This is a genomic window from Vibrio aestuarianus (genome assembly GCF_028858425.1).
Classification (GTDB): domain Bacteria; phylum Pseudomonadota; class Gammaproteobacteria; order Enterobacterales; family Vibrionaceae; genus Vibrio; species Vibrio aestuarianus.
Map to the genome: position 1 here is coordinate 576,848 of NZ_JAKNYQ010000002.1, position 18,990 is coordinate 595,837.

Sequence of the window (18,990 nt, forward strand, 5' to 3'; positions counted from 1 at the left end):
TATTAAAGCAAATAATCACAGAACATGCCACTGACGGTGTTTAATATAACCGCAGTTCAAAACAAGTTAAGCGCAATTTTTAATCGATCAAATGAAATTTGCCTGTTTAATGTTCACTTAGATGTTTTTCGTTAAAAAAAGGGTTTTCTTTTCAGTTAGATGTGGCATATTAGCTAGGTCTTCACGACATAGCGTACTTCGTATAATGGCTATTACCTCAGCCTTCCAAGCTGATGATGCGGGTTCGATTCCCGCAGTACGCTCCAATCTCTTATCTGATTACCCTAAAATTTAACTGATTGAAATGACACGCTTTATTGCGTGGTTTTTTGTGTCTGAAATTCAAGCTCAAAACGTTTCCTTTTATGCCGGTGGCCAAATGGTGGCCAATTCGGTGTCCACCATTGGTGAAGGGTACTAGGTGACGTTAAATGCGCTTAAGCGTAATAGTCGTCAGCTCATCACTACTTTTTCTAATTACTGTTTTGAGAGACCCTTTCGAATAACTCTGCAACAGTTATATCAAAGTAGCCACATAGTGTATCAATCACTTCCAATTCTACGCGGGTAGCAGTTTCATTGTACAAACGCGTAATAGTGCCTCTATTAATGCCCGTATCGCGTGATACATCAGAAATTTTTAGCTTTCTCTCGCCCATGATTTTTGATAAGTGGCACTTCAACATGGTCTTCTCCTGTATAAAATGACCTGCTGTAGATTAAAAATGCTTGCAAAAGAGAATTCTTATGACACATTTTGTTCTGCAGGAGAGTATTAAGCTCTTTTGAAAGATATTTAGTTCAGTAGGAGATTGTACGGTGGATAATACCTATTTGACAACGTCAGAGCTCTCAAAGCTAATCAAGTATGACGAAAGAGTGATCAGAGAGCAGCTAAAGGACAGTGTACTGTTTGAGGGAGTACATTACATCCGTCCATTCGGTGGTAGAAAAATACTCTTCATTTGGGAAAGAATAGAAGAAGAAATGCTTAGCGGTGTTTCGATGCAATCATTAATCACTGGTTTGTAAGGGGGAGGGAATATGGGGGTTTTGAACGTTCGAAATGGCAAGTTTGTTCTTCAGTTTCGCTATCGAGGTCAGCGTTGTCGAGAACAAACACAACTACATGATAATAAAGCCAATCGAAACCGATTGGAGCGGCTACTAAAAAGGATAGAGGCAGAGATTTTTCTGGATACCTTTGACTATACCTCCTACTTTCCGAAAAGCCCTTGTAGTGTAGTGGCAAAGTTGTCCTAGATTAAAAAGCAACAAAATAGGGTATTGCGCGAGGCACAACACCCGATCCGGTTTGAACTGTCACAGTAGCTTAATTGGTAGTACTTAAAATTAACTCAGTTTGCGAACGAGAAAAATCAAATAAGTGAGGCTTTTGTACGTAGATGAGTTCTTTTCGACTCTCTTTTCTGACTGTTAGGTTGAAACCACGGCTGTCAGTAAAGGCGTTTTTCCCACTGTATATTGCGGTATGCAATTCGGGAACTCGTGTTTGACCATAGTTTAATAGCTCTTTACTGTTTATTTTGCGGTTTCTGGGTGAGCTATCTGCTAGTGACATTCCAATGCCTTCTTCGATTAACGCGTAGGTTAACAGGCCATGTTTGAGCTCTGCGCTCTCCAACGCGACGGCTTCAGCTTCACTCGCTGCAAGAACTTTCATTCCTTTGTTGTAGGCAAGTTGGCCTAAGCCTCTACTGCCCATTGGCCCTGGCTTAAAGCCTTCTCCTTGTACACTTGCTGCAGAGTTACAAGCATCAATGACGAGTATAAAGTTCCCCGCGTCTATGTCTCTCATCCAATGGTCCAACTCAAGGCTACTGATTGCTTTAGACAATAAAGTGTTATCTATCTCTCTACTATTAGAGGTATCTCCTATGTCGTAAGGAAATAGATAGAACTGACCACTATCAGATAGGCCGTGCCCGGCAAAGAACAGAAACAACATGTCGTTTGGTGTAAGCTTGGATATTTGCTGCCAATTGGGGATCTGCTTTTTTAGTTTTGTTTCGACCGCTTTACCTGATAGTAAATCCAGCACAGTTTGTATATGTCGTTTGGTTGGCTGCAACCCATCTTGGCCCGAGATGAGCGGAATAGAGACAACTTCTTCATAGTTTCCTTGGTTTTCTAATCCACTAGAGATTGTATTTGCTATCGCTTTCGCATCTTCTGCCGCATAAGTTAAGTTCCACTGCGGGCTTTGGTATTCGTTTACACCAATAGTGAATACATAAGCTTTTGCTTGTTGATTAGGTGGAGGCCCTTGGCTCTTAAAAGTGGCCTCTGCGGTGAGACTTTTGACCCCGTCACTATTGAACGCGTAGGCACTAAATTTAACCTCGCCTTGGTAGGAATCCGTCGATATTGGTATGTTTGCGAAAGTATGAGTGAAACTTTGATTCGCGTCGACCGCATCAAGTTGTGTCTCATCGATGTAACCAATTTGTTGCCCATTTCTAAATAGTTTAATGCCAGAGAGCCCAGAAGCTTGTTCAAACTCATTGCCGGCTTGTCTTAATGTTCTAACTTGATTCGTGACCTTCAACGAGACATCGATCTGGCTAGGTTGAGATGGGTTGTTCCTGATGTCTGTTATTTCAACCAATGGTTGAACTCGATTTAGCTCAGCGATGGCGCTAATTTCGGGAAACGCTTCTCGCTTCAGGATTCTGGTCAAAAGCCTTGGTTCGAAATACTGATTTAAGAAAAGCTCAATAGGCATGGCTTGTAAAGAGTTGTCACTTGCAACCCATGATGCATAGGGAATACTACCTGGAGAGTTACTGTCATAGCGGCCCTCGCTATCAAACAATATCCAGCGATTATCAGGGTATACCATCATGTTGGCGACCTCTGTGCTGTTGGTAAGATCAACCAACACCGCTCTAAGAGCGTAGTCGACGATCAATGCGAACTCGCCTTCCTCGAGGATGACCACTTGCTTTACTTCATGCTCATACGCGTTTGATCTGACATGGTGTTGATATGTTGCTCCCGTTTGAGTGTTGATTATGGACAGCTCATGGGAGTTGAGCCCTTCAACTACCCATGTATCATCCAATTGAAACTTACTGTTATCTGTGTACCTAGTATAGGAGTCAAAGTGCATAGGTTTTATATAGCGATCATCAGAGATATGATGCTTCTCGATGGAGAAAGGAGAGTCGTTCCCAATATGCTCTGAAATCACTGCAAACGTGTTTATGTCGTACTCTTGTATACTTCGATTAACACGAATCACTTCATCGGTACAAATTCTATCGCAGTGAGTGACGACTTCAGCCTCCTGAGTGCTGATCACCACTAATCGCTGATTATCGCTCGTAAAGGCCATGTCTTCAGGCTGCATGTAACTTGCTTCAAACTGTCCTAGTTTGGTTTGCAAGTTGATATCAAACAGGGTGACAAGTGAGTCAAAACCAAAGGCCGCCACATATCGCCCGTCATTAGATAGTGAAATTGCCGATATACCCGAGTGTGTTGATATGGGCTCGAATAGTTTCCCTGTCGTTAAATCTAAGCTCCGAATTTTGTTATCTTTGACAAACACCATGGTCTGCTTGTTATCGCTTACGGCAGTGAAGGTCGCTAATGGCGTTTGATAGCGCTGTATAGGTTGAGTGTCAGATTGATAGAGTGGCGTGTAGTCCGGGTTCGATAAATTGCTACTCAGAGGAAGACATTCACTACTAGATAAGGTGGCTATTGATTCACCTAAGATGGCGTCCTTGATAAAAAGTGTTTGCGTAGTTTCGTCAAAGCCAAACTGCAGTAGGTTGTTTATCTGGCCCGAGGTACATCCGATCAGACTCCCAGAGCCTGTGTGGTAAAAATGAAATTCTGATTTATCGCGAAGCAGTACCCACTCTCTATCTTCACTGTAGTAGGCATCATACAGCGGGCTATCTTCATACTTGTTGGTTGGGATAAGCACATCAAAATAACGGCTGATACCACTACTGATATCGAGTCTACGCAAGTGATCATCTTCGGACAAAAACAGGTGATTGCCTGTCAGCTGATATCCCGTTCGCTGATAGTTATGCTGACGCGCATCAGAGCGACCGATTAAGAGCGGTTCAGAGTTGATCTGCTTAACATAGAGCTGGTTACTACTATCTTTGATGATTAACTTATCGGAAGTGGTATCTTTGGTAGCGAGTTGGACGTTGTCCAGCTGTTCAGTCACTTGAGTACTCGCAATGTCCCAATATTGAATGTAGTGGTGGGGGACAAGCTGCTCTCCTATCTCTATTCGGTAGCCCACGATGAGTTGATCGGCTTTTTCGTTAAAGTAGACTTTTTCAGCGTGACCACGAGGTGTTTTAAGAGTGGCTAAGTGCTCGCCAGTATGGGCTGACCAAAGTGTTGTATGTGAGGAGGCAAGGGCAATAGTTGTACCATCGTCGGAAAAAGTGATGTCGAATATTGCGTTTTTACGCTTTGGTAGCCTGCGGATAAGTGCTTTATTCTCTGTATTCCAAACTTCTGAGACGCCATTGGATAACCCAATAACCACAAGGTGACCAGTAGGCGATATTGCCGCGCTTATAATATCAACCGAGCTGGTGTCCGGCTGAAATGCAGCCTGAAATTGCCCGGTAGACAAGTCCCATAGCTGTACTTCGTTCAAACGATCCCATGTGATGCCTACGTCGGCACTTTTTGCCAATGCGATACCTTCAAATTGCTGCTGATGCTTGTCATTAACCATCTGCTTTAAGTATTGTTGATTGTCTGCACTCCAAACTCTTAGCTCTCGGCGATCGTGAGATACTGAGTAAAGTTTATCTCCCTTTGTGGCGAGTGCGGTGACTTCTAGCCGAGTGTCATAGTCGTAATATATTGATTGACTATCGCTTAGTGTCGGTAGCGTCCAGATTTTTATAGAGTGATCGTCATATGCGCCGATTAACTGCTGATGATTGGTGTTAATTGTAACAGCCGAAAGTGATGCATCCGTTATTGAACGCTCTTTTTCATCTATGACAATGGCAAGGTTTTCATCTATGTTCCAATGGTAGATACCCTCATTCCAACAACTGGTCATAATCGAATTTTGCGAGGTAAATTGCAGCGAGTGACGGCAATCAGCGTCGATCCAGTTACTTGTTGCTTTGGTGTTAGTGAGAGGTTGATGTGTGGACACCACAGAAAGATCGTCTGAATTAAGTAACACGATTTCGTTGGTGTTGCTGATAGCAGCGATGCGATCGACCTTGTTAAAATCTATAGAGGTTAACCAAGAGTCTGGTGCTAATTGAAAATCGGATACCGATTTGTTGGCGACTAGAGATGAGGAGGATGTATCCCATACTTCAATAGAAACGCCATCGCTAATCATTAGATAATTTCCATTAAGAGACTTAACAAATCGCATATTATCCATGGATTGGAGGCGCAATTTATTGACGATCTCACCAGTTAGTGCATCAAACTTCCAAATGTCGTGGTTTCCAACTGGAACAAGTAGTTGATTATCTTGATTAATCGTAACTGCTCGAATGAAGTTAAGCTCTAGAAACGTCTCCCATACGAGCTCTTGCGTATTAACCGACCAGACGGTTACAGCATCTTGGTTTTCGGCATTGCTGTCTTTGTGAAGCGCAACAAAATACTCCCCGTCGGGTAGAAAAGTTAGTGCGACGACTTCCCCTCTTTCTGTGTTTAATGTATTGCTAAGCGCTCCTTTCGTTGTGTCCCAAATGTGAATAACTTCGCTATCAACATCGTCATTGTCCCCTTGTGCTGATATTGCGATACCGAATTGGTTGGCAGCCAGATACTTAATATTACTGACTTTTCTTTTTGAAAATTGATCGAAAATTTCTATTGAGCTGTCATAGACTGTTTCACTAGAAGGGACATTGAGCGTGACGAGATCTTTATTTTGGAATCCAGTTATAGTGTTAGAGTGACGGGAAAATGCCACCTCTCGTAAACTCATGCTCCATTGGTGAAGAAGCCGCCATTGGTGAGTATCGATAAGGGTCACATTATATTGGGTGGAGAGAATCAATTGCTTTGAACTATCCTCATAGACTGCCGATTGAATTCTGTCACTACCTAATCCGTAATCAGGTCGTTTATCGATAAATGGGTAAAGCTTTTTGACAGTTTTACCACTGTACGCATCAATGATGGTGGCATATTCGTCTCTTTCATAGATGTAGAGGATTTGATCTTCTCGAATGAACTCGGTTAGAAGTAGGTCGGAAATCTGGTCTTGTGATTGCGCCAATTTCCTCAGTGCTCGATTGCTGGTTTCATCCCACAGCTCCATGACATTATTTTGTACTCTAATGGCGAGCTTTCCACTCGGTGACGTTGTAATTGGTGGGGTATTGATATTACTAAGTTGGCTCACATAAAGCGAAATGGAAGGCGCGGGTCGCAGTTGTTTTTCTAGCTCCTGCAATTGAGCCACTAGGGATTGATCGGCGGTGGGGCTTAAATGGCTGAGAGCGGTGTTTCCTTGATTATCAAATTGATAGAGATCGGCACCGGAGTCTAAAAACAGATCGATAATGACCTTGTCTCCACGTTCCATCGCAATCATCAGTGGCGTTTTACCTTCGGTGTTCAAGCTTCGTTGATCAATATTGTTGCTGTTTTTGAGAAGAAGTTTGACTACAGTATCGGGTGCAACTTGCGCCGCATAGTGGAGGGTCGATAAACCAGATTTAGGGTCCACCATGTCTGACGACGCGCCATATGTCAGCATAGGTTTTATCAGTGCAAACTGCTTAGTTTGGATAGCTTTAAAAATTAGCAGCCCGCCATTTGTGTTACTCTCACCTAACCTTACCCCTGCGCTGAACAAAGCAACTACTGCCGCCTCATCTTTTAATTCAAGTAAATGAGTAAGCAAGGTTGAATAGTCTAATGCTTTGTCCTTCGGGATTTGCCCACCTTGATTAATGAGAGCCATCGCAGCTGGAGTGATTTCTGATATTGGCTCGCTTAACCATAACGAAAGTGCGTTGTCTCCAGAAACATTAACCAAACTCGTATCTATGCCTAAATTGATAAGCTGTTGTTGATAATCCGCTAAGTCTTCATTGCTGAGGGAAAAGTGAAGTCCTTGGGTCAGGCGATGGAGTGCTGAATTTGCTTGCTCATCAATTTGATTAATGTCAGCACCTTGCTTGACGAGTTGATGGATGATTTCGATATTTCCCCAGTACGCCGCCTCTGGGATTAGATCAATGGGTGGCGTATATCCGTGTTCTGTGAGTTGAGTGATAAAGTGAGTGTGCTGCCGAACGGCGCTTCGATAAACTTCTTCGATCAGTGCTTCTGGGTAATCATAAGGAAGTAACATGCTGAACGCTTCCTGATTTCCTTTCTGAGCAGAGATGGATAGTGCGGTTTGTTGGTATTCACCCTGAAAGTCAGCATTTACGCCTGAGTCAAGAAGCATTTGAATCGTATCAGTGTCACCAGATTCCGCCGCCGTTAACAAGGCCCCACCTAAATAGGCGTTGAGGTCGTCGAGATATCCATGCCGAGCACAACCCGTTAATAGTCTAAGATCACCGCCATCTCTTGCCAGGTCACATTTCTCTGCATAAGTCATAACTGGCGTTAGCCCGGAGCCGAGTAGATAGGCATATAACTCAGCCATACCATAGTCGATAGCCAAATCTATAGGCTGAGTAGGGTTGTAATCCCCGGTTTTGATGGTTGGTGCACCGGACCTAGCTAACAGCACTGCAAGGGCTTCGCTTTCTCCTCTGATCGCTTGCGATATAAGTGGGTCGTTATACTCGAGGGTGCGAGTGTCTGCCCCTTTATTTAGTAAGTACTCTACTTGCCACAGATCCCCTAAAGCAACGGCTTGATGAAGCGCGGGGGCTGAATAGTTGATTGGGCTGTTGATATCAAAGCCAACTGAAAAGTAGCTGTCTGCGAGCTCCTGATTGTGGTGTTTTAGCATGGGCAACGCTGTGGCGGAGTATAAAGAGGCTCTCTCCGATTCAACAAGACACTCTGTACCCAATAACATCACGAATTCGGAGTTTTGTTGCGTAATTGCTTCAGCAAAAGCATTTTTTATCTCTGTATATCCAGCTGAACAGAACTCAACGATAAGTTGACTGTTTTTTTGATCGACAGCTTTATTAAAAGCGGGCTCAGCTCCGTAGGCGCCCTCCAAAGAGAGGTTATGCTCCAAAAGCTGCCCAATAATCTCCAAGTTTGTGGAGTCTAACGCTGCACTGACGGTTAGTGAAAAGTTGAAATCTGAAGTGTTTGAAAGGTCGATTTGATAGGTAGATAGGATTTCGACGACAAGCTGCACATCATTCATCTTGGTGGCTTCGAGAAGAAGTGCACTAGCATTTTCGGCATCTACAGCCGCATCTACTAGTAAGCGAGCTATCTCTGATTGACCATCTCTTAAAGGCTGTTGGGCGATGTGCTCAAAGCGAAACTGCGCCAGTTCGGTTGCGCCTTGTTTTACAACAAACTGGACTGCGTCGAAATCACTTTGCTCGACTGCCCAACTAAGGAGGAACTCGCCAAAACCGAAAGGCTTATTTACGTCAGCACCATTATCAATGAGAAATCGAGCAAATTGTTGGTTTGATACTTCCAGTGCTTGTTTAACAAACAAGCTGCCTTTTTCGGCCATAAATTGATCGTTAGAACACGACTCTACGATACTTTTAGCGGTAGCTATCTGATTGCTGCTTATCAGCTCGGTTAAAGCATATTCGAGCTCATAGGGTTGCGGGCACTCTATCGATTGCTTAGATGCACTAATTTGTTCTGATGCATTTGTATACGCTGAGGTCAGAGTCATCAGAACGGGTAGGATGAGGCTCCTGAAAAAATTATTGCGTGAGTAGCCCATGCCGTTCACTTCCTTTTCGAATAGAGTACAACCAGCGATGTAACGGTTTTGATAGTGTTAGCTTTGTATATTTGTGCTTTAAGGCTCTTCGTCATCAATGATCCTCCAATAGGACCCATCGGCAGTCTCAATTTTATTTAACTGCCTGTCGTTTGGGGTGACGCCTTCTAAGTGCTTCACTAAATCTTCAATGACTGGGAGTTTATTTGCGTAGTAAGAGTGTGATTCTGGTATGCTCCAAGGTGCTGCATTTAGGGTGCTTGTATCAATTACATCGAAGTTTTCTGCTAAACTAACAGGCATGCCCAATCGCTTTGCTTCATTCACTTTTTCTGATGCCATCAAAGCACCATCATTAGCTGAGGTATAAATAGCCCAGTTTACCGCTAGCTTGCTGATTCGTGGTGCGAGCTGATGGGTAAACCATTCATTGTCTACATCGGGAGCAGCAAGAACCACGCTGCCGAACTTAATGTCTGAATGTTTTTGTTGTAGCGACAGCTCGTTCATAGCATTGAGTAGCACTTGATTTCCCATGCTGTGGGCTACGATGTGGATATTAGCGGTTGAAAAACGGCTGCGTAGGTCGAGCAAAAATTTCGCAAGATAGGTGGCACTCCAAATCGCATCTTCTCGATCTGAAGCGTAGTCGAGCAGGGAGGCATTGGATGGCCATGAAAAAAGTAAGGGCACACCTGAGTAGTCGAAATCATAGGCCATTTGAGCTGTGCGCTTAATCGCGGACGAGAAAGCAACATTATAACCGTGGATATAGACAATTACGCTGTTCTCCCAAATGCCATTACCGGCTTCAATTGGCAGCTTTGACCAAAACTCACTGGCTGGAAGCTCTGTCACCGATTGAATTAGGACATGTTTGTCTGCCTGCTTAAGCCATTTGATAGACAGTAGTGGCTGCTCTACATTCCCTTTCTGATGTGTTTTGGGAATGGAGATATCTGCTTGACCAAAATGTATTGGTGTCTTTGTATCTCTCTTTCCACCATAAAACTTGTCTTTTTCCTCAGGAGAGCGGGTTGTAGCGTAATACACCGTTTGAACGTGGAACTCTTTATCAGTGGCAGCGCGTGATGTTGAAACTGGAGGTGCTAGTGCAATGTTTTCGGCAAGCTCTGAGAGGGTTTCATAGAGTTCATCGGGTTGTGTTCTCATTGCTAAAATAAAAGCGGTTCGTTGAATTTCTGCAATTTGATCAAACGACAGGCCTAGATCGTGAACAAAATGCGAGTTGGGCGCAATCGGAATTGGGCTTGTAATAACATGCCTTGTTGCTTGTAAGCTGATTTCGAGCTCAGGTGTTAAAGCTGCGCAAGATGTGGCAATTATGCTAATGGGCTCGGCTTGAGAAGGTGCATTAATGGTGTAATGCCCATGAGTATTAGGGTCACTGGTTAGCCAAACAATAGTACTGATATCCAACTTTTCTGCTTGTATAGCTATCACAGCTAGCGGGTTTTGATTTGTGATAAAAGGTTGAGTCTTAGCCCCATAAAATAATGAATAGGTAAAATTGAAATTGGAGCAATTCGGGCTTGTTGAGGCAATTGCTGGCAAAGAAAGTTTGAGTAGCGTTGCTATAATTATGGCAATCAGTGTCGGGCTCTTTAATTGTATACCTTTTAATTGCATACCTTCTTCCTTGGTTAGCGAGCAGAGCACATTAGGCAGGGGGAAAATACTGCCAAAATTATTAATATGATTAGTTTACATGATATTAAGCCTCTGTAATGTATATGTGATAAATTTATTGCATGAGCTCTCCTAGCAGCCTGTCAAAAACTTTACGTCCTTATAAAGCAGATTGTAATAAAACGAGAGTGCGGTCATTTTCCATACATACAAAAGGGAGTTAAATGGTGCTAATTGTTCGAGCTTTATTGATAGCCTTGCTCACTACGGATGGGCTATTTTACACGTCGCTCGTTTACGGTGAGCAAGATAGTCACTCTCAGGTTCAAGAGTTAGACATCGTGACTACTCGACTCAACCAAGCTATTAGCAGTCATGACCTAACCGCGCTAGAGACTTTACTTACTGTAGAAGAAGTCGATGTTAACAGGTGCCTTTTATCGGAAACGGAATGTTTACATCCCCTCCTTATCGCTTTGGAGCAAAGCAATTTACCAGCGTTTAAGTTGCTGTTAGAAAATGGTGCAGATGCAAACGGAGCAACAGCAGAACCAAACGACAACGCATCTCCCTTAATGATGGCCACATATGTTAATAATCGCGAGGCAGCGACTTTGCTGATAAAACATGGTGCAGATGTTAATCATGTCGCTACAGACATGTCGCCATTGGCAGCAGCGGCCTTTCTTGGGCGACCTTGGTTTGTCGCCACCCTATTGAGAAATGGCGCTGACGTTAGCCAGACTTCTAGAGGAGAAACAATTGAAGATCTGGCAAGAAAAGCTGGTCATCACTATTTGGCTCAGCAGTTATCCCAACCAGAATCTTGGCTCCAAGAGCTTGAAAAACAACTTGTTAGTGGCGTAAAAAACCACCAGTTGTGGGAAGTGCAATCTGCTTTGGCGCTTGGTGCCGATCCTTCAATGATGGTCGATGGTCTAGCTTTGATCAGTATGGTACTGGACTCGGGTCGGATAGATATTGCAGACGCATTAAAAGAGGCCGGTGTTAATTTGGAGTCTGTAGATACTGACAATAACACACCACTTATGCGCACTATCAATAGTGAAAATACGGTAGGTACTCAATGGTTAATCGAGAACGGCGCGAATCTCAATCCAGAATCAGAGTATCCACTTCTCGTACTTGCTATGTATGGGGAGCAAGATTCAGTCATTCAACTGTTATTGCAACACGGTGTAGATACAGTAGATAGAGGAACAAGTGGCATACTCCCTTTAGAAATGGCTCTTGCTACACTCAATCACGACTTGTCATTGCAATTAATTGCCTACAGTAAAGATACCGACTTTAGTTCTGACAGGGTGATAGCGCTGGCGAATGCTTTAGGCAGTGATATCGAACATGTGTTGGAACTGTTAAGGCAAGTTAGGGATAGGCTATCAGTTAATACTGACCAGTTGCTGTTAGCCGCGAAACAGGGCGATGAAAATGCTTGGCGGTCCGCATTGGCGCATGGCGTAATTATTGATGCGAGAGATGATGAAAATTTTACCGCGCTGCACCGTGCCGCTTATCAAGGTGATCATGAGCTTGTCTCGGCACTGCTAAAATACTCTCCAACGCTAACCCTCGAAGTTGAGGGCTACACGGCATTAATGCTGAGCGTGCTGTCTGCAGACTCAAAGACCATTTATTACCTTTTGAATGCGGGTGCCGACCGTCATTTAGTTGGGGGAATGGGTAAAAGTGCGTTTCAGCTTGCCAAGGATAACAACACTCGCGTAGCCGAAATACTTTTTGCTGATACTTCTCGTTATGAAGAGTTAGCTCAAAACCAAGCCTTTCTTCATTCTGTTATCAATAATGAGCAGGCGAGCTTTCAACAGTACCTTCAACAAGATATCGATATTAATTGGCATCAAGGGGATGGGTTTACCGCTCTTGCTTTTGCGGCACGTGATGGCCGTACAGATATCGCGAAAGCATTGATTTCTAATGGGGCTAACCTTGAATCTCCCATTGGGCGAGGCTGGTCACCATTATTGCTCGCCGCAAAAAACAACAATACCTCGGTATTGGTAGCACTGATTGCAGAAGAGGTCGATGTGCACGACAAGTCACCCGAAGGAAAAACTGCACTAGATTATGCTAAGGAAAACAGAGCAACATTTGCACACAAGCTATTAATCACAGAGCCCGAAGATAGGCAGTCGCTGCTTGATGGATATGCTTTAGCACAAGCCTTGATTAACAATGACGCCCCCACGGCTTATCAGCTCATTAAACAGGGGGCGAACCTTAATCTCTCAGATGATTTAAATTGGCAGCCTATTCACTTCGCAGTAAGAGAGCGTCAAAACAATCTGTTAGGCCTGATACTCAGACATGACGTTGAATTAGACCAATTGGCATCGACGACCGAGGGTATGTTTACTCCGCTTATGGTCGCGGTGTTCAACGATAACCTGCTAGCGGCATACAAACTATTAGAAGCAGGGGCTTCCACTGAGATAGAAAATGAGCGAGGGGAGACAGCGCTAGCGTTAGCGAAAAGGCTGAATATCGTCGATCTCGTTGAGCTTCTAAGAGCACAGGAGCAAGACAGAGCCGCGACTTTTGACAGGTTAAGGCTACATCGACATTACTTCTCCGTTATTGGTCAAATACTTGATAGTAACGATCCCGATATTCAAACTAACTTGATTGGGCAAGTTGAAGATTTGATGGTTCAAGAGAGCTTAGTGCATGTAGAGAATGTATACGGTTGGACCTTGTTGCAGTTAGCTGCACGAGATGGAAACGATCCATTAGTTAAACTCGCCCTTGAACATGGGGCGGATGCCGACAAAGTGGTCAATACGACGGACTCCCCTCCCAAAAGTGCGCTTGAACTGGCAATTTGGAACGATGAGCTTGAAATAACCCATCGATTATTGAAAGCAACACAAAAGCCAATACTCCGTGAGCGAGCACTGGAAATAGCTAGGGAAAAGCAGTTCGACGACATTATCTTGCTGCTGAATAATCCCGAAAATTATCAGAGGCTTCAAGTAAATCGTCGAGTCTTTGAAATTGTATGGAAGCTAAGATCCTCAAAACGTCGTCTACAGCCCTTAGTCGAGGAGCTAGACGGTTTGTTATCGACAGGCCTCGTTAACCGCTCAAATATTGACTCACACGGTATGTTGGCCGGCTTTTATCTGCTGCTGTCGAAGTATAACTATGAGGATACCTTAGTAAAACTTCTACCGGAGCAGCCGGTAACATTGGAGATAAAAGATGCAGATACTGGTCACTACTTTAATCCTTTAATGATGGCTGTATCAAATGGGCACTTATCCGAAGTGAGAGCGTTGCTAAACATTGGATATCAGGCTAATGCTAGTACGGCCTCGGGCCATAGTGCACTTGGGCTCGCAATTGAGGAGGCGAAGTACGATATGGTTTCGCTCCTGCAGTCCCAGCCTAGTGAGCGTGCATCTTTGATTAATACTCTTGAACTGTTCAAGGCGATAGAGAAAGGCCGTGGTGAGAGGGTTCAGTCTCTACTGACTGAGGGGGGGCTGTTACCTGATCTGTTGAGTGCAAAAGGTTGGAGCGCAATCCACTATTTTGCAGCCAACGGTGATCTTCGAAACGTTCAGCGTATGTACGCATTGGGTGCAGAAATTGGCGCTAAGAGCCGCGGTGGTGAGACACCATTGATGTTGGCGGCCAACGCCTCCCATCATAGGGTCATGGAGTGGTTGCTTTATCAAGGCGCGAGCGCAACATATGCAAATGAGCAAGGCGAGACAGCTCAAGACTACGCGGTGGCGAATGACGATCTTTACGCCTATTTACTATTGAGCCAAACCACCAATGAGAGTGGTACGCCTCTAAGCGAAAACGCATTTAGGCTAATATCGTCGGTTAAATCTCAAGATTATCTTAGCGCGCAGAAGCAGTTGGAGCTATTGTCTTCCACCAATAATCAATTACTTATGCAGTTAAGTCACTGGCCGTACCCAACGCGCAGTCCACTTCATTATGCCGCATTAGTGGGTGATTCATTAATGATCGAGCTGCTTGTTAAACACGGGTTTAGCCCAAATCTTCGAGACTCTCAGGGCGTCACAGCATTGATGTTAGCAGCGCAAGTATCTTTAGAGGTGGTGGATGTATTACAGAAACATGGTGCAATATCAAAACTTGGCGACAATCAAGGTCTAACTGCGGTCGATTTTTTATGGGATTCCTCGCTTTCAAGTGAGGACAAAGAGCTTATCGACGATAAGCTGTGGCTACCCATTACCTTGAAAGAAACGTCCCTCAACGCAGCCATTAGAAATCTAATAGAGCGCGGATATGAATTGGAGGGTTTTGAAGCCGATAGCGCTAGCTTAGATATAGTTGAACTGTCTAAGGTATCTATCGAATATGCTCACTTAACCGCATTTCAGTGGCTACATAGTCATGGCAATGAACCTTTGTTGCCTGAACAAACGTTAGAGTTGATAGTTTATGCAGTTAAAATTTTGCAAAACCCTGAAGAGTTTGTTGAGCTTCTGCTGGAGCAACAGCCTTTAGCTCTATCAGCGGATATGGGAGAAAAACTGCAGTCGAGTTTGGCCCAAGTGTGTCTGCGTAACCCTATGTTTTGTCTACAGACCCTTCCTAGTGAGATGTTGACAGCTATAGCAACGCAACTTGAAGGAGAATTAGATGAAGCTAACGTGCCTAACTTAGCTACTTGCGAAACGCTGAGTACTCGAGTCCCTTCTGCAATTGAAAAAGTAACAACTGAAAATGCAAGTCGCCTTGGTCTAGAGGTCACATCGAGGTGTCAGAAAACGTATCCAACTTCGGTGCTAAATGAGGTAAATCTGGTGGTTGGTATTGGTCATCAAAGTTCAATATCTGCACTGGATGTTCAGGAGGTGTCCAATGGTTGGGTGGCAAGTGGAGATGTCTCTGGAAAAGTTATTGTTTGGGAAAAGCAGACACAAAAGCTGGTTAATGAATGGATCTGGAGTGGTGGTAGAGTCAACTACCTCAAGTTTCACAATACCCAACCTTGGCTTATTGTCGCCAGCAATAAAGAGGTTCTTGTGTGGGACTTACTCACTCAGCAAGTGCGTTGGCAAGTAGAAATCATTAACCAAAGTGTTCTACTAAGCAACAACCGTATATGGGTTGCTGATGGCTCAGATATCGTTGAGTTGTCTGCAGATTCTGGCCAAGTGCATAATCGTTGGAAAAGTGGTGGCAATATTCGTCAACTGTTGACGGTAGATAATCAACTCCTTTCGATACATAACCATTTGATCGCTCTTTGGTCTCGTGATGGTGAACTGCTACAGACTTATCTGAGCGAGCAACCACTTGTGAAAGTGGTGAGTTCTTCTGATGGTTCAACTCAGATTATGCTTACCGATTCAACGATTGGGGAAGGATTTCAACTTCATCGCTTGGTTATCGATCCAAATCTGTCAATGGTAGCGATCAAAGCCGTCGAGTCCTTAAATGATGAAGTATCTAATCTGTCCTTTGCCACGAGCAAAGGTGGTGACATGGTGGTTAATTGCAGGGGCGAGCTCAAATGGATCGCGATTGAGGAAAACCCATTAATTGCTCCATCTGACTGCAGTTCAGTCACAGGGCATGTAGATACGGGGCCTTTGGTGGCGTTAGAGTCAGAACACGGGCAGCAGGAGTTTTGGGTTGCAAATCAAAAGCGTATTCAGTTGATTCATGATATTGACAGTGAACCCCATGCAACTTTTGTTGGTAACTCTCAGCGCAAGATTAAGCTGTGCTCCTTAAAGGAGAATACTCTTTACATCGATTCTCCACTGGGCAGGCGTGGAATCGATTTACGCGATCGGGGGTTGCCCGCTGTATTGCCTGAACTTAAGAAAGGTGAGAGTTGGCTATGTGCAAATTCGCAGACGCAGCAGTTTTCTCAAAGTGAGAATGGCGAAATACAGCGTTATGAAAGAAGCGGTCAATCCCTTGTCACTCGCTATTATGGATTGAGCTCCTTGTCGACAAAGCACGTGTTTGACAGTGAGAATCACAATAAAGTTGTGGTAATAGGAACTAAGATTGGAGAGGGTTATGATGGGGTAGATAACCACATCGCAGTTTTTGATCGCCAAAACCACTATCTAATCGATGCGTTTACCGCCTTTCCAGAAAGCTCAAATCGAGCATCTCGTTTCCTATCAATGGGAACCTTACTCGGTGTTCAAAAAAGTATGCTGAGTCCCAATGGTCGTTGGCTGGCACTATTTAATGAACAGGAATTGGTTGTTTACGATTTGGAAGAAAACATCATTACGTCTCGCACCACTATCGAAGGGAGTGATATCCAAGTAGACAATGAATATGTGTATGTACTAAATAGCGATTTGTACCTCCTCCCGTTAAATACTTTGTGGCACCAACCGCAAAAAATCGCCCTTACGCTGACCTCTACAATCGGAGATGAAGTCGCTTACGCTCCTTTGAGTTCTCAAAGAGAAAAGTTTGTACTGTTTGACAACCGTCAGATCATAGTGAGTTTGGATAACCAGTTGTATCGATTTGATGTTGATACGGGCAAAGGTGTGCGTTTAAAAGGGCACCACGAAGATGACATTTGGGAGTTGGCTGCAACATCTAGCAGCAAGTTAGTGACACTCAGCGCTGATGCGACGTTTGGTGTTTGGGATATCTATCAGGGTATGCAAGCACGCATAGTGGGTTTTGCGGACGGTAGTTGGGCTGCTGTTAATGATACGGGTTTGTTTGATGCCTCTGTAGGAGGAATGGAGAAACTCTATTTCCGCGTAGGCAGCACCCTGTTAGATATAGAGCAACTAAAAGATCGTTACTTCGAGCCTTACTTGTTGCAAAAAGTCCTAGGGATTCATCAGGAGCGAATACGAGATGCGGGGCAGTTAAAACATGTTGCCTTATACCCCAAAGCGCAGATTGAAGAGGTTGAAGTAGGCGTGTTCGAAGTCACTTTGGTTGATCAAGGAGGTGGAATCGGCGAGTTAACAGTTTACTTGAATAACAAGTATGTCAGTTTAAATGAGGGGAACAGCCGTAACGAACGGCTAAGCAACGGGCAAAAGTGGACCATAGATTTAGCAGATCACGCTTATCTTAAACCGGGGGACAATCAGTTATCGGTCGTAGCAACCAACAAAGAAGGTTATCTCTCTAGTCGAGGAATCAATGTACAGTTTGTTTCTAACAACAAAAAACCGCAAGCACAGCCGAGACTGTTTATAGTCTCTATCGGGGTTTCTGACTATCAGGGAACGCAGTTGGACCTGCGATTTTCTGCCAAAGATGCTAAGGATATGGAACAAGCGCTAGTTCGTGGCGCGCAAACTTTATTTGGCACGCCACATACAAAGAGTTGGCTACTGACAACGGATGCTACTTCAGAAGAATTACTGCCGACTAAACGCAATGTTCAACGCATTTTCGAGCAGTTGAGCCGTGAGTCAACAAGCAGTGACATATTAGTGCTTTATCTATCGGGGCACGGTATCACTATGCAAGCGAACGAGTCTGAATACTATTTTCTGACGCAAGACGCTTACAGTACAGACATCAATACTTATAAAGACCCTGCACTATTGTATACCACTACATTGTCCAGCAGCGAGATTATTCAGCTCGCTAACCAGACCTCGATACTAAAGCAAGTTCTAATTCTAGACACTTGTGCTTCGGGGCAGGTCGTGGAGAACCTCGCACAAACACGCGATTTAAGCTCCGATGCGCTAAGAGCCTTAGAGAAGGTACAAAATAGAACAGGAATGCATGTGATAACGGGCAGTACAGCCGATGCCGTCAGCTACGAGGCCAGCCAGTTCGGTCAGGGAATATTAACCTATAGTTTGCTAGAAGGCATGAAAGGGGCAGCTTTAGAACAAGGCAGTTTTGTCGATGTAGTTACTCTGTTTAGCCGAGCTCGTGATCGCGTACCTGAGCTTGCTAAGAACATTGGTGGTATCCAGCAACCTGTTGTATTTAGTAAGGCAGACAGCTTTTACATTGGCCAGCTTGATGAAGACGCTCGACGGGACATTAACTTGTTGCAACCTAAACCTGTCTTTATGCGTACGACTTTGATGAATAAAGAAACACTCCGTGATGATCTATTGTTTGGGCGGCAACTGGAGGCTCATTTGAGAGAGGAGTCCTTAAGAGGGCGGGGCTCCGAATTAGTGTTTGTTGAATCATACCAATATGCCAGTGGGATAAAAGTCAGTGGTTTATATAACCTTACAGCTGAGGGAATTAGACTTGAGATCGCGGTCTTTAAAGAGGAAGTAAACATCGGGCGAATTGAGCTAGATATTAGTGACAATGAACTAAACAACTGGCCAAATACATTGACTAGATTGATACTCACTGAGATCGAGGGGAGGTAGCTTAGTGTCCTAGTTATTGAGATAAATCATATTTTAACAATTTATACTGGTATTTCTCATGTAAATAAAAGTTGAGTA

Annotated in this window: 6 protein-coding genes and 1 tRNA gene; 4 read left to right on the forward strand and 3 right to left on the reverse strand. The window is 44.1% G+C overall.

All coding sequences use genetic code 11. The annotated features are described in order from the left end of the window. The first annotated feature begins 191 nt into the window (after window positions 1-191). Window positions 192-266: transfer RNA gene (locus tag MCT08_RS16205), tRNA-Gly, on the forward strand. 207 nt (window positions 267-473) lie between these two features. Here MCT08_RS16205 and MCT08_RS16210 read toward each other — a convergent pair. Continuing rightward, entirely contained in the window at window positions 474-686 is a 213-nt protein-coding gene (locus tag MCT08_RS16210) for a helix-turn-helix domain-containing protein (protein ID WP_274672713.1), read from the reverse strand. A gap of 133 nt (window positions 687-819) precedes the next feature. Between MCT08_RS16210 and MCT08_RS16215 the strand changes: the two genes are divergently transcribed. Beyond that, window positions 820-1,032: a hypothetical protein gene (locus tag MCT08_RS16215; RefSeq protein WP_274672712.1), complete on the forward strand. Its 213-nt coding sequence runs from the start codon at window positions 820-822 to the stop codon at window positions 1,030-1,032. Window positions 1,033-1,044: 12 nt separating this feature from the next. Continuing rightward, entirely contained in the window at window positions 1,045-1,263 is a 219-nt protein-coding gene (locus tag MCT08_RS16220; protein WP_274672711.1) for an Arm DNA-binding domain-containing protein, read from the forward strand. A 70-nt stretch (window positions 1,264-1,333) separates the two neighbouring features. Here MCT08_RS16220 and MCT08_RS16225 read toward each other — a convergent pair whose 3' ends face one another. Continuing rightward, the gene (locus MCT08_RS16225; protein ID WP_274678876.1) at window positions 1,334-8,830 is read right to left on the reverse strand and encodes an ankyrin repeat domain-containing protein; all 7,497 of its coding nucleotides are present in this window, start codon (window positions 8,828-8,830) and stop codon (window positions 1,334-1,336) included. Between the two features lie 129 nt (window positions 8,831-8,959). Further along, entirely contained in the window at window positions 8,960-10,321 is a 1,362-nt protein-coding gene (locus tag MCT08_RS16230; protein WP_274672709.1) for an alpha/beta hydrolase, read from the reverse strand. A gap of 434 nt (window positions 10,322-10,755) precedes the next feature. Here MCT08_RS16230 and MCT08_RS16235 point away from each other — a divergent pair, with 434 nt between their 5' ends. Beyond that, window positions 10,756-18,912 (forward strand): ankyrin repeat domain-containing protein, encoded by an 8,157-nt coding sequence (locus MCT08_RS16235; RefSeq protein ID WP_274672708.1) that lies wholly within the window; start codon window positions 10,756-10,758, stop codon window positions 18,910-18,912. Window positions 18,913-18,990: the final 78 nt, after the last annotated feature.